We start from the raw sequence: 12350 nt of genomic DNA on the forward strand, positions 1-12350 counted from the left end.
GATGGCTCGCGGCTTCGATAGAGCTCGCGAAGACGCCTCGAACTGCTCGAGATCGCCGGTCAAGACCCGCGGTCCGAGTCCGGCCCTGGCATCGTCCCGGGCATCGCCGACGAGCCCCTGGCCGAGTTGACCGCGGCCGAGATGGCGCCCTTTGTCGGCCGATTCGCCACCGAATGGGGCATTACAGACGTCGCCGCACTCGGCGGCAAGCTCCTAACGATCAGCCATCGCGGCGCCGCGTCGCCGTTCGGATCGGCCAGCCGCGTGGTGGTGACAGCGCCGGACGAGCTCCAGTACATCGGCGCCGCCTCTGGGCTGCTCGGCGAGCGAATGCACTTCGTACGCAACGACCGCGGCGCGAACGTCCGCATCGAGGGCCGCGGCGGGATGACGCTCTTCCCGGCCGAGGGAGCATTCGACGACGACATTCGGTGACAGGCACCTCCCCCTATCAGCACCACTAACACGAAAGGCACGTGATCATGCGCGTCGGAATCCCCGCGGAGATCAAGAACAACGAACAGCGAGTGGCGATCACGCCGGAAGGAGTCGACGCGCTCGTCGGACGCGGACACGACGTCTTCATTCAGGCCGGGGCTGGGACCGGCTCCCGGATCAGCGATGACGCGTTCCGGCTGGCCGGCGCCCGGATCGTGGATACAGCGGACGAGGTGTGGGAGCGGGGCGACCTTCTGCTGAAGGTCAAGGAGCCGATCGAGGTCGAATACGGGCGCATGCGCGACGACCAGGTGTTGTTCACCTATCTGCACCTGGCGGCGTCGAAGCCGTGCACGGACGCGTTGCTTGCCGCGGGCACGACCGCCATCGCGTATGAGACGGTGCCGCTCCCGGATCGCAGTCTGCCGCTCCTGGCACCCATGAGCGAGGTGGCGGGCCGCCTGTCCATCCCGATGGGCGCGTACCACCTGCTGGGTCCCGCCGGCGGTCGCGGCACGCTTCTCGGCGGCGTTCCCGGCACGCGCCGGGCGAAGGTCGTCGTCATCGGCGGCGGAGTCGCGGGCGAGCACGCAGCGCGCAACGCCGTCGGGCTGGGCGCAGACGTCACCGTCATCGACGTCTCCCTGCCGAGGCTCCGGCAGCTCGAAGCCCTGTTCGGCAACAGCATCCAGACCCGCCACTCGAGCAGGCTGGAAATCGCCTCGCAGCTCCGCGAGGCCGATCTGGTCATCGGTTCCGTCCTCATCCCCGGCGCGGCTGCGCCGAAGCTCGTCACCGACGCGATGGTCGCCGACATGCGGCCGGGTTCGGTGCTGGTCGACATCGCCATTGATCAGGGTGGGTGCTTCGAGGGCAGCCGCCCGACCACGCACGACGAACCCACCTTCACCGTGCACGACTCGCTCTACTACTGCGTGGCGAACATGCCCGGAGCAGTTCCGGAGACCTCCACTAGGGCGCTGACAAACGCAACGCTGCCCTACGCGTTGAAGCTGGCGGAGCTGGGCTGGCGGAAGGCGGTGCAGGTGGACGGAGCCCTGGCCAGGGGACTCAACACCCATGCCGGCCAGGTCGCCAACGAGGGTGTCGCGGCCGCCTTCGGTCTCCTATCGGCCGACGCTCTCGAACTGGCCGCATGACGGCACCCGGCTTGCCGGCGGGCGTCGAGCGCGCCGCGGTGATCGACACGCTGGCCATCGAGGAGAACGCTCGGCGATTTGTCGAGCTCGCCCGCTCGGCCCAGGTGATGGCGGTCGTCAAGGCCGACGGCTACGGACACGGAGCCGTTGAGACCGCGCGCGCGGCTGTCCGAGGAGGCGCCACTTGGCTCGGCGTTGCCCACATCTCCGAGGCGATCGCGCTGCGCGAGGCTGGCATCAGTGCGCCTATCCTGGCCTGGCTGCACACGCCGGCGTCGGCGTTCGCGACGGCTATAGAGCAAGGCGTCGCTCTGGCGGTGTCCGGGCCGGAGCTCGAGCAGATCGCTGCCGCAGCTCGCGAATCGGGGACGGCCGCGCGACTACACGTGAAGGTCGACACTGGACTGGGTCGCAACGGGGCCGGCCCCGGTGGGCTCGATGAGCTCGTTGCGCGACTGGCGTCCCTGCAGGAAGACGGGTCAGTTGTCGTCGACGGGGTAATGACGCACCTGGCGGTGGCCGACAATCCGTCGAGAGGGGCCGAGACAGACGCGCGGCGCGACGCGTTCCTTGCCGCGATCGACGATCTCGCCGCCGCCGGCGTCTCGCCTGCGCTCCGCCATGTCGCCAATACCGCTGCCACGCTCAGCCGCCCGGATCTGCATTTCGACCTGGTCAGGGTCGGTATCGGGCTCTACGGCCTCGGCCCATTCGCCGACGGGATCGCCGGGCTCCGACCTGCCATGAGCGTGCGCACGAGGCTGAGCCACATCAAGACCCTTCCGCCGGGTCACGGCGACTCGTACGGCTACGACTACGTCGCCGAACGTGCCGTCACTGTCGGTCTCGTCCCGCTGGGTTACGCCGACGGTGTTCCGCGCCGCTCCCGGAGCGCCAGCGTCACCATCGGCGGACGCGAATTCCCAGTGATCGGCCGCATCGCGATGGACCAGCTCGTCGTCGACCTGAGTCGCGCGAGCCTCGACATCAACGATCGGCCCCGGGTGGGCGACGTCGTCGAATTGTTCGGCGCCGGAGGGACCACCGCCGACGACTGGGCGCGCGCGGCCGGAACGATCAACTACGAAATCGTCACGCGCATCGGACCGCGGGTGCCGCGACTGTTCGTGGCAGACCGGCACTAGTAGCGGGAAAAGCCGGCGGGGGCCGCGTGAAACGCAGCCCCCGCCGGTGAGCGGTCTCTCGCTAGCCGATGTCGGACGTTGCTGGGCCGACCTCGTCGGGGTGGTTTCGGGCGAAGTTCGGACCAGCCTGGCCGGTCCTCAGTCGGCGGCGGAGGGCGAACACCCACCACAGGGCCGCGAGGGCGACGATCCCGCCAAATACGTATCCGTTGCCGGCGAAAGCCGGCAGGAAGATGAGCGCGAACTCGACCGCCAGGAAGACGACCAGGCTGATGATCAGCAGTGGGACGCGCGCGCGACCGAGATCGAAGGTTCCCGGCTCCGGCGCGGGGATGCGATGGCGGATGGCGGCAATCAGGAGCCCGAGCGTCTGCAGGACGTAGGTGGTGAAGAACGCGAGGGTCGCGATCCCGAGGAAGTAGTTGAACGCCTGCACGCTGATGAGAGCGGAGAGAAGCAGGAGGATCGACACTACGCCGAGGGTGATCACGGCAGTCGATGGCGTCTTCCGCTTGGGTGCGACGTGTCGCAGTGCCCGCGAGAACGGCATCATGTTGTCACGCGACAGGGAGTAGAGCAATCGCGTCCCGACCAGGACGTTGGCGAGCAGGCACACCAGGATGTTTGTGAGGGCGAGCGCGACCACGATCCGGGCGAACACGGGCCCGAGCTGCTGCTGGATGATCTCCTCGATCGGTGCGGGCGAGTTGGCGAGCACCGACGGGTCCTTGATTGCCAGCACGTAGACCAGATACATCAGGAACTCGATGACGCACGAGGCGGCGAAAGCGTAGAACATCGTGCGGGGGATCACACGCCGGGCGTTCTTCGTCTCCTCCGCGACGTCGGCGACCGCCTCGACGCCGACGAGCCCGAAGAACGGGCCGAGCGATGCGGAGAGCCAGGCCAGGATGTAAGGCGTCGTCTGGTCGGGGCTCTTGCCGATGAAGAGCGACGAGAACGGTTGGGCGTTGTCGGGCACGACGATCAGCAGAATGCCGATCGTCAGCGTGACGCCCACGGTGACGACGATCTCAAGACCTACGCCGATGTTGTTGATGAACGTCGCGAGCCTGACCCGGTAGGCGTTGATCAGCACGCACACCGCGACGACGGCAATGGCGATGAAGATCTGCTGGGGTTGCGTGAGCGTCCAGCCGAAGACGCTTCCGAGATAGCCGGCGAAGATGTAGCCGAGGCTCGTCATCCCGCTCACCCAGCCGATCAGCGCGGCGTACCCGGTGAACCAGCCGAACGTCGAGCCGTTGAGGCGACTCGTCCACTGGTAGGCGTAGCCGGCGAGCGGGATCTTCGCGGCGACGTCGGCCGCGATTAGCGTCCACAGCAGGAATACCGGAATCGCGAGGAACAAGGTCCAGATGAATGGTGAGCCTGCATTGAGGTAGCCGGCGGCGAAGCCGGTGAAGACTGCGGTGGTCGCGCTGATCGTCGAGAACCCGATCGCGAACGATGCGATCTTGCCGACAGAACGGTCGAGCTTCTGCTTGTAGCCGAACTCTTCGAGGCGGGCGTCCTCGTCCTCACCAACGACCCGAGGGGGCGGTGTGAGTGATTCTTCTTCGGGGGTGGTCGAGTTGACCATGAGCTACTCCTAGCTTCCTTGCTGGCCGAGTGGGGGACGATCCGCGGGTTCGTTCCAGTAAGTGAAGCGAGGATGCGCGCCGAGTGGAAGTTCGGAGCGGTTATGGAGTGATAAACCGAACCGATCAGTCCCGCGACCTGGGCCGCGAGGTGCTGGTCATGTGCTCGACCAGCCTGCGAGCCGGGGTGGTGAGGCGCTCGGGCCGCCACGCGATCGCCGTGTAGCTGACCGGCCGATCCGTGATCGGGACGAATTGGATTCCTGGGCGGTCGTAAAGGCGGACCATCGACGACGTCGTGAAGCTCACGCCGACCCCGCGCGAGACCAGCGTCGCCTCCGCCTCGTAGGTCGCGGCCTCGGCCGCGATCTGCGGCTCCCTGCCGCCTCGTGCGTCGGCCGCGTACCAGTACTCGCGCCACCGTCCAGCGGACTTAGGCGCCACAACGATCGGTTCGTCGAGGAGCTCCTCGATCTGGAGCTCTTCGCGCCCGGCCAGCCGGTGCGACCGCGGCAGGCACGCCACCCAGGACTCTTCCGCGACAATCGCCAGCTGCATGTCCGGCACGTCGACCGGCGGACGCAGCAGGGCGATATCGGTGGCGCCCGACGCCAGTCCCGCCGTGGGGTCGGAGAAGTCGTACTCGATCGTCTCGACAGTGATTTCCGGGAATGCGGTGTCGATACCGTCCAGCAACTGGAACAGCAGGTCCGCACCAGTCCCAATGAGGTAGCCGAGCCGGACGTGACCGTAGTCCACTAGGAGCGCCACGGCTTCCAGCGCGGCGTCCACTCCCGCGAGCGCCGCGCGCACGTGCGGCAGCCACTCACGACCGGTTGCCGTGAGCGTGACGGAACGGGTGTCGCGATCGAACAGACGGTCGCCAATGACGCGCTCCAGGTTCTGGATTGCCGCCGACAGCGCCGGCTGCGTGATGAAGAGCCGTTCCGCGGCACGCCGGTAGTTCAACTCGGTTCCGAGGGCCTCGAAGTAGCGAAGCGATCTCAGATTAACGTCCGGGAAGGACCTCACGTCACTCCTTCGATTGATAAGCCCTCGTTATGTGGTCATTGTAACTAGCAGTTTCCGCCGGGATAACGCGCGATCGCAGACTGAAGCTCTAGTCGCTGCACGAACGAGAGCAGGTAGAAGCATGCGCAGTCAGAGTCGATCGATCACGGTGGAAACCCCCGCTCGGCAGGAGTTCTTCGACGTCACCGCGCAACTGGAGGACTTCGTAGCGGCCGAGGGTGTTAGCGACGGCATCGTCGTGGTCTACTCGCCCCACACGAGTTGCTGCGTGATCCTCCAGGAGGAGTCCGAGGATACGACCTATTACGGCACCCAGCTGCTGCTCCAGGACACGCTCAACGTCTTCGCGAAGATCGCCCCTCCGACGCGTCACGAGGGCCAATACCTGCATCCCGGACCCATTCACATCCGCAACGCGGGCGAGCTACGCGACGAGCTGCCCGAATGGGGACTGAACACGGACGGCCACATCATCTCGTCCATCCTTGGGCGTTCGGAGACCATCCCAATCGTCGACGGCCTCCTCGTCCTCGGCGAGTTCGGCAGGGTGTACTTTGGCGACCTCGACTCCGTGCGGCCCCGGACGCGCACGATCCACTTCCAGCTCGTCGCGGGCTGACGATGCTCGTCTACGCGGTTGACATCGGCACGACCAACCTCAAGGTCGTGCTGTACGACGGAGGGCTCCGTCGGCTGGCCACAGCCTCCGCGCCCGCCGCCTACGCGCGGGATGGTGTGCGCGTGGAGTTCGACCCGGTACAGCTCTTCGACACCGTTATCGAGCTCATAGGCCGATGTGCTGCAGCGGCCGATCCCACGGGTCACGACGAGGCGGTGATCGCCCTGACCGGGCAGGCTGAGTCCCTGGTGCTCCTGGATCGCGATGGTAATCCGGTCCGCCCCGGGCTGTCATGGCTGGACGACAGGGCTGTCGCGGAGGCCTCCGAGCTAGAGGAGCGCTTCGGCGCCGACGCGGCCTTCGCCGTCACGGGAGAGCCATTCCCGACCGCAACCTGGCCCGCGGCGAAACTCCGCTGGCTGCGCCGTCACGAGCCGCATACGCTGGCGGCAACGCGGTCGGTCCTTATGATCAAGGACTACATCGCCTACCGGCTGACCGGTGGGTTCGCCGGTGACGTCTCCACGCGAGGGTTCTCGTACCTTTGGGATGTCCAAAACGGCTCGTACTGGGACGCGATGATCGACTTCTGCGCGGTGCCCGCCGGGAGCCTCCCGCGCGTAGTCGCCGCCGGGACCGAGCTGGGCGCCGTCCTGGAAGGGGTCGCCGAGCGTCTCCCGCCGGCCGTGCGCTACAGGGTCAACATCGGCGGCTTGGACCACTTCTGCGCGATGGTCGGAACCGGGTCGTATGTCCACGGCAGCGTCAGCGAGTCGGCCGGCACGGTGCTGTCGCTCTCCGCGCTGGCGAGCGACTGGCGCTTTGACCCCGAGCGTAAGGTGTCCTTCCACGCAGGCCTCAGGCCAGGCGACACGGTGCTCTTCAACGGCGTCGACGGCGGCGGAGCGGCGCTCGACTGGTTCCGTGTCCAGGGACTCGGCGGAATGCCCTACCCCGAGCTGGAGAGCCTGCTCGCGTCTCGGGACCACCGGAACCCGCCGATTTTCCTGCCGTACCTGACAGGGGTCAACCCGCCCGACTACTTCCCGCACGCCAAGGGCGCCTTTCTCGATCTCGATCTCGGTCACGACGCCCTCGATCTGGCGTACGCCGTCGAGGAGGGGATCGCGCACCTGCTCCGACGCAACGTCGAGTACTTCGACTCCGACGCACCGCAGGAGATCGTCTCCACAGGGGGAGGCGCCGCGTCCCCGTTCTGGAACCAGCTGAAGGCGGACGTCTGCGGCGTGGACGTCGTGGTGCCCGATGAACTGGAGGCCACTTGCCGTGGTGCGGCGGTCCTCGCACTGGCCGCCGGCGGCGCGGTGAGTGATTTTCGGGACGCCGGAATCGAGGTGCCGCCGCCTCTCCGGTACAGGCCGTCCCGGGACGCACGACGCGACGAACGCTACGAGCGCTTCGGTGACTACCTGCGTCGGCTGTTCGAGCGCTGATCACGAACGACGAGAAAGTAGAGAAACGAACGATGAAGTTGTGCTGCTCATCCCCGATGGTTCCGGGTGAGACGTTGACGGACAAGGCCGACCTGCTGAGGGACTGGGGCTATGACGCCATCGCAGTCTTCCAGCCGCTCGAGACGTGGGGCGCCGCCGCGCGCGACGAGCTGTTCGCGCTCGAGGCCCGGACAGGGATCCGCCCTGTCGAGTTCGTCCTGGTGGACGACGTGTACGGGAACGCCATGTCCGCCGACCCCGAGTTGCAAGCACGGTGCCGGGCCATGTACCTCGAGACCGCCGAAGTCTGCGCCGATCTCGGTGCCGTCACCGAGATCGAGTTCGAATACGGCGCGCAAAATCCACTGCCCCTCTTCGACCCCTTCCAGCAGCTGAGCCCCGCCCAGCACGACGCCTTCGTGACCTTCTATCTCGAGATGCTCGGTCGGGTGGAGGGCAGCGAAGCGCGTGTCCTCCTCGAACCGATCAACCGCTACGAGAGCCGTTACCTGAACCGGGTGGAGGACAACCTGCGCATCATCGAGCAGGTCGCCCATCCAAATGCGGGCCTGCTTCCCGACCTCTTCCACATGTCGATTGAGGAGGCTGATCCCGCGCGGTCGCTGCGCAAGGCGGGGGACCAGATCGTCCATGTCCACCTAGGCGATAGCAATCGGCTTCTCCCCGGTCACGGCCACCTCGACTGGCTTTCGGTGTTCGACGCGCTGCATGATGTCGGCTACAGCGGTTACCTGAACCTCGAGTGCTCCACCGAGGGCGACCCGGCGGTGAGTCTTCCGGCCACCGCCGACCGGCTGCGGAAGCTCCTTAACAGATGAGTGCACTGTTGACCGCACCCTTCTTCGAGATCGGGCCGAAGAACCTCCTGCGTCGCCCGGAGCTGGAAGACCTGGCCCGGGCGGCCGGAGAAGCCGGCCGGGAGTTCGGCGTCGCGGTCGTGATCACCGTCCCGAACGTGATGGTCGCACCCATCGCCGAGCTCGACACCGGCGTCCTCGTTTTCGGCCAGAGCATGGACCCCGATCGGCTCGGCGCGTCATTCGGCCGGGTCACCGCGGAGGGGCTACTCGACGCGGGCGCGGTCGGCGTGATGCTCAATCACGATGCCGACCCGTTGGACGCCGCGACTCTGGCCGCAACTGTCGATCGCGCCCAGGAGACCGGGCTGGAGACAATCGTGTGCGCGGGAACTGAGAGCGCCGCTTTGGCCTTCACCGCTCTGGCGCCGTCGGCTGTGCTCATCGAGCCGCCGGACCTCATCGGGACGATCGGTGGAGCCGAGCGCGACTGGGTCCGGCCGCTCACCGAGGAGATGCACCGCGTCGACGCACGCGTGCTAGCGATGCACGCAGGAGGCGTCTCCTCTCCGCTCGTCGCGCGGGGAATCATGGCGGCCGGTGCCGACGGTACAGGCTCGACGAGCGGTGTCCTCTTGGCCCAGGATCCGCTCGTCGCCGCCGCGCATTTCATCGCGGCGGCCCGCGCCGGCTGGGACGACGCCCGCACGACCGCCCATCTCTGATCACAACCGACAACCAACGAAGGAATCACACATGGACACGAACCTCTCCGGCAAGACCGCCGTCATCACGGGCGGAGCACGGGGGATCGGCTACGCTGTCGCGCGGTCGCTCGCCGCGGAAGGCGCCGACATCGCACTGCTGGATCTTCTCGACACGGTCGAGGAGTCCGCCCGGAAGATCGGCGACGAATACAGCGTCCGCGCTTACGGACAGCGCTTGGACGTCACAGACCAGGATGCGACAAACGCGGCCTTCGAGATGATCGCCGAGCGGTTGAGCGTCCCGCAGGTGCTACTCACCGCAGCCGGGATCGAGATCAACGGCGATTCGATCGACGTCTCCGCGGGGGCCTGGCGGAAGGTGATCGACGTCAACCTGACCGGCACGTTCTTCTCGGCTCAGGCGTTCGGGCGCGGGCTGCTCACCTCCGACCTGCCGGGCAGCGCCATTCTAATCTCGTCGATGTCGGGCGAGATCGTCAACGTTCCACAGTGGGCCGCATCGTACAACTCGTCGAAGGCTGCTGTGGCGCATCTCGCCAAGTCGCTCGCCGTTGAGTGGGCAGCCTCGGACATCAGGGTCAACTCGATCGCCCCCGGCTATGTGCTGACCGATCTGACCCAGCAGATCATCGACCGCGAGCCGGAACTCGAAGCGGACTGGATCTCCCGTATTCCTCAGGGCCGTATGGCGACGCCCGAGGACTTGACCGGTCTGGTCACGTTCTTGGCATCGAACGCGTCGAGCTACCTGACCGGCCAGCAGATCGTGATCGACGGCGGCTACACCGCGGTCTGAGAGTGCGTGCAACGCGCAGATACCGTGATCGTCGCGGGCCGGCCGTCGTGGCCATGGCTGCCGGCCCGCGACCGGAGACCGAAGATAAGGAGGGCATAAATGCACGTGCTCGTCGCAATCGCAGCGGCAAAGGTATCCGTCCGAAATGCAAGGACAGAGAACCGAAACACGAAGCCTGCTGACGCAATGCTGGACTCGATGTTGTTGCTTAGGTGGAAGTCGAAGGACTCTGGCTTGGATACCCCACAAGCCGATACAAGCTGGCTTTGACAGACGATCGGTCCGGCCGCTTCTTGGCCAACGCTCCGTGGATGCTCAGGCCCTCGATGAGGGCGTCGACGTCACGGGCGAGTGCCGAGTCGAAGTGCCGTTCCAGCGCCGTCCGACTGCGCGCCATCCAGTCGTCTGTAATGTCTCGGAAGTTCGGGTCTCGAGCTGCAAGCGTGTATAACTCCTGAGTCAGTACCAACTCGTCCTGGGTGTTGCCGATTGCGTTCATGATGACGTTGACGATCTCGTTGGTGACTTCTTCAGTGCCGGTCACCCGCGCGAGGCTCTTCTCAAGACGAGCTCCGGTGCGCGCCGCGAAGTCTTCAAAAGCGCAGTGAAGAAGGTCACGCATTCCGTTGAAGTAGTACGTCATCGACCCGAGCGGAACACGTGCTTCTGCGGCCACCTTGCGATGCGACGTTCCCATCACCCCGTCACGAGCGATCACCACGAGACAGGCTTCGATAATCTGTTCGCGCCTCCCCGTAATTGCTCCCACGAGGTCACACGCTTCGGATCACTCGCGCGGGATTGCCGACCGCCACGACGTTCGCAGGGATGTTACGGGTGACGACCGCTCCTGCGCCGATGACAGAGTTGTCGCCGATCGCCACCCCAGGACAGACGATGACGCCGCCCCCGAGCCAGACATTGTGGCCAATAGTGATCGGTCGGGCGGCTTCGAGCTTGTTTCGACGCTGCTCAGAGTCGAGGGGGTGAATAGGTGTAAGTAGCTGCACATTCGGGCCGATCTGACAGTCCTCCCCGATATCTATGGCGGCGATATCGAGAGCGACCAGACCATAGTTGACGAAGGTCCGGGCTCCGACAGAGATGTTGTAGCCAAGGTCCACCGTCAACGGCGGTCGAACCTCGACGCCTTCACCGACTGAGCCAAGCAATCGGCCCAGGATCGAACTTGTGTCTGCACCTTCTGCGAAGGCGGCCTGGAACCGGGCAGCGAGTCCTCGTGCTCGCCGTGCATCGGCCTCGATCTCGGGATCATTCCAGACATACCACTCGCCTGAAAGCATCTTCTCGCGCTGCGACTTCTCGCCATCTTCGATTTCCGGCACATGTACGATCGTACAACTCGAGTTGTATTAGCTTTGACCGCCGCACAAGAACTTCCGACGACGACCCTGCAGTGTCTATATCGATCTCGGCTCTTCTTTCGCCGGTTTGCGCGAGAATGCCCGGGCGGCCGGCAGGTAGGCAGTTGGTTTCGGTGCGATTCGCGCGTCGAAGCCGCCGCACGTACTCATAAGCCACGCTTATTAGCCCATTGGTGTTCCGTCATTCCGGTCGGCAATGGAGCGAGCCAAGCTCAAGTTACCCGCTCGGGCGTCCACGGCCCGTCCTTCAATGACGAAAGGCAAGCAGTTTGCAAACGACCGAAATTCAGTCCGCATGTCCGCACGAGCGATTTATCCGGATGACCTGTGTTCGATCCGGGCGATCGACGTGATCTCCGCCGAGCGAACCGAGGCGCCGGTAGCCCTCCAGGCACGCGAAATACGCGTAGCGTACGGGCAGGTCCAGGCGCTCCGAGGAGCGGACTTCGAGTGTCGAGCAGGCGAGGTAACCGCCCTGATCGGTGACAATGGCGCCGGTAAGTCGACCCTTGTCAAGATCCTTTCGGGATCGATGATGCCGGACTCCGGAGAGCTCTACGTCGCCGGGAATCCGTTCCGCGCTGCTGCGCCGACTGACGCACAAACGGTCGGTATTGAAACCGTGTATCAGGACCTGGCGCTCGCTCCCGATCTGGGCCCCGTCCAGAATCTATTCCTGGGCCGCGAATTGCGAAGGAGAGGGTTGCTCGGGCGACTCGGCTTCCTCGACAACAAAAAGATGATTGCATCCGCCTCGGCCGACTTCGAACGACTGGGGCTTCGCGTGGACACCAAGCGCGGGTCTGTGCGCGAGATGTCCGGTGGACAGCGCCAGGGCGTCGCTGTGGCGAAAGCGGTCAGCTGGGCGAAGAGCGTTGTCATTCTCGACGAGCCCACGGCAGCGCTTGGCGTAGTTCAAACCAAAGGCGTTCTGGACATGGTCCGAAGGGTCGCGGATCACGGCCTCGCGGTAGTCCTCATCACCCACAACATGACGGACGTACTCAGCGTGGCGGATCGGATCGAAGTGCTCCGGCTCGGCGAACGCGTCGCCCGATTCAGTCGGGCGGAAGCGACCCTCGAAAACCTCGTGGCAGCTATGACAGGCGGCAGCGGAGCTAACGCTCACGCAAGCGCTCAGCAGGAACCCACCACACTTTCGGCAGGAGACTGA

Annotated in this window: 13 protein-coding genes; 9 read left to right on the forward strand and 4 right to left on the reverse strand. The window is 65.6% G+C overall.

The features are described from left to right. The first annotated feature begins 126 nt into the window (after window positions 1–126). The 3 genes from ABH923_RS16105 to alr are packed head-to-tail and all read left to right on the forward strand — an operon-like array spanning window position 127 to window position 2743. Window positions 127–435 carry a hypothetical protein gene (locus tag ABH923_RS16105; protein WP_370056397.1) on the forward strand — a complete coding sequence of 103 codons (309 nt, stop codon included), beginning with the start codon at window positions 127–129 and terminating at the stop codon, window positions 433–435. A 47-nt stretch (window positions 436–482) separates the two neighbouring features. Beyond that, the gene (gene ald / locus ABH923_RS16110; protein ID WP_370056398.1) at window positions 483–1598 is read left to right on the forward strand and encodes an alanine dehydrogenase; all 1116 of its coding nucleotides are present in this window, start codon (window positions 483–485) and stop codon (window positions 1596–1598) included. After that, window positions 1595–2743 carry an alanine racemase gene (gene alr / locus ABH923_RS16115; protein WP_370056399.1) on the forward strand — a complete coding sequence of 383 codons (1149 nt, stop codon included), beginning with the start codon at window positions 1595–1597 and terminating at the stop codon, window positions 2741–2743. The genes ald and alr overlap by 4 nt, the downstream gene beginning before the upstream one ends. A 61-nt stretch (window positions 2744–2804) precedes the next feature. On the opposite strand, the gene ABH923_RS16120 is transcribed toward alr, so the two are convergent. Together ABH923_RS16120 and ABH923_RS16125 are read right to left on the reverse strand one after the other, a co-directional pair. After that, entirely contained in the window at window positions 2805–4346 is a 1542-nt protein-coding gene (locus tag ABH923_RS16120; RefSeq protein WP_370056400.1) for an APC family permease, read from the reverse strand. Window positions 4347–4470: 124 nt separating this feature from the next. Continuing rightward, window positions 4471–5376: a LysR family transcriptional regulator gene (locus tag ABH923_RS16125; RefSeq protein WP_370056401.1), complete on the reverse strand. Its 906-nt coding sequence runs from the start codon at window positions 5374–5376 to the stop codon at window positions 4471–4473. A gap of 148 nt (window positions 5377–5524) precedes the next feature. Between ABH923_RS16125 and ABH923_RS16130 the strand changes: the two genes are divergently transcribed. From ABH923_RS16130 to ABH923_RS16150, 5 genes are all read left to right on the forward strand, one after another. Beyond that, complete coding sequence (locus tag ABH923_RS16130) at window positions 5525–5995, forward strand: YjbQ family protein (RefSeq protein ID WP_370056402.1); 471 nt, start codon at window positions 5525–5527, stop codon at window positions 5993–5995. Window positions 5996–5997: 2 nt separating this feature from the next. Then, window positions 5998–7449: an L-fuculokinase gene (locus ABH923_RS16135; RefSeq protein WP_370056403.1), complete on the forward strand. Its 1452-nt coding sequence runs from the start codon at window positions 5998–6000 to the stop codon at window positions 7447–7449. Window positions 7450–7523: 74 nt separating this feature from the next. Continuing rightward, on the forward strand, window positions 7524–8288 hold the full coding sequence (locus ABH923_RS16140) for a TIM barrel protein (RefSeq protein WP_370056404.1): 765 nt from the start codon (window positions 7524–7526) through the stop codon (window positions 8286–8288). A gap of 8 nt (window positions 8289–8296) precedes the next feature. Next, window positions 8297–8992 (forward strand): triose-phosphate isomerase, encoded by a 696-nt coding sequence (locus ABH923_RS16145; RefSeq protein ID WP_370056405.1) that lies wholly within the window; start codon window positions 8297–8299, stop codon window positions 8990–8992. A 31-nt stretch (window positions 8993–9023) separates the two neighbouring features. After that, a complete protein-coding gene (locus tag ABH923_RS16150; protein ID WP_370056406.1) occupies window positions 9024–9791 on the forward strand; it encodes an SDR family oxidoreductase in 768 nt (255 codons plus the stop codon). A 208-nt stretch (window positions 9792–9999) separates the two neighbouring features. On the opposite strand, the gene ABH923_RS16155 is transcribed toward ABH923_RS16150, so the two are convergent. Together ABH923_RS16155 and ABH923_RS16160 are read right to left on the reverse strand one after the other, a co-directional pair. Beyond that, window positions 10000–10512, reverse strand: coding sequence for a TetR/AcrR family transcriptional regulator (locus ABH923_RS16155; RefSeq protein WP_370056407.1), 513 nt, complete (start codon window positions 10510–10512; stop codon window positions 10000–10002). Window positions 10513–10564: 52 nt separating this feature from the next. Continuing rightward, window positions 10565–11095, reverse strand: coding sequence for a sugar O-acetyltransferase (locus ABH923_RS16160; protein WP_370057381.1), 531 nt, complete (start codon window positions 11093–11095; stop codon window positions 10565–10567). A 331-nt stretch (window positions 11096–11426) separates the two neighbouring features. On the opposite strand from ABH923_RS16160, the gene ABH923_RS16165 reads away from it, so the two are divergent. Beyond that, entirely contained in the window at window positions 11427–12350 is a 924-nt protein-coding gene (locus ABH923_RS16165; protein WP_370056408.1) for an ATP-binding cassette domain-containing protein, read from the forward strand.

The sequence above is a fragment of the Leifsonia sp. EB41 genome, from assembly GCF_041262565.1.
Taxonomy (GTDB): domain Bacteria; phylum Actinomycetota; class Actinomycetes; order Actinomycetales; family Microbacteriaceae; genus Leifsonia.

Excerpts from the sequence above, each read along its gene's own strand:
- ald (WP_370056398.1), top strand. The coding sequence starts at position 483 with ATGCGCGTCGGAATCCCCGCGGAGATCAAGAACAACGAACAGCGAGTG.
- alr (WP_370056399.1), top strand. The coding sequence starts at position 1,595 with ATGACGGCACCCGGCTTGCCGGCGGGCGTCGAGCGCGCCGCGGTGATC.
- ABH923_RS16135 (WP_370056403.1), top strand. The coding sequence starts at position 5,998 with ATGCTCGTCTACGCGGTTGACATCGGCACGACCAACCTCAAGGTCGTG.
- ABH923_RS16165 (WP_370056408.1), top strand. The coding sequence starts at position 11,427 with ATGACGAAAGGCAAGCAGTTTGCAAACGACCGAAATTCAGTCCGCATG.
- ABH923_RS16160 (WP_370057381.1), bottom strand. The coding sequence starts at position 11,095 with ATGCTTTCAGGCGAGTGGTATGTCTGGAATGATCCCGAGATCGAGGCC.
- ABH923_RS16120 (WP_370056400.1), bottom strand. The coding sequence starts at position 4,346 with ATGGTCAACTCGACCACCCCCGAAGAAGAATCACTCACACCGCCCCCT.
- ABH923_RS16150 (WP_370056406.1), top strand. The coding sequence starts at position 9,024 with ATGGACACGAACCTCTCCGGCAAGACCGCCGTCATCACGGGCGGAGCA.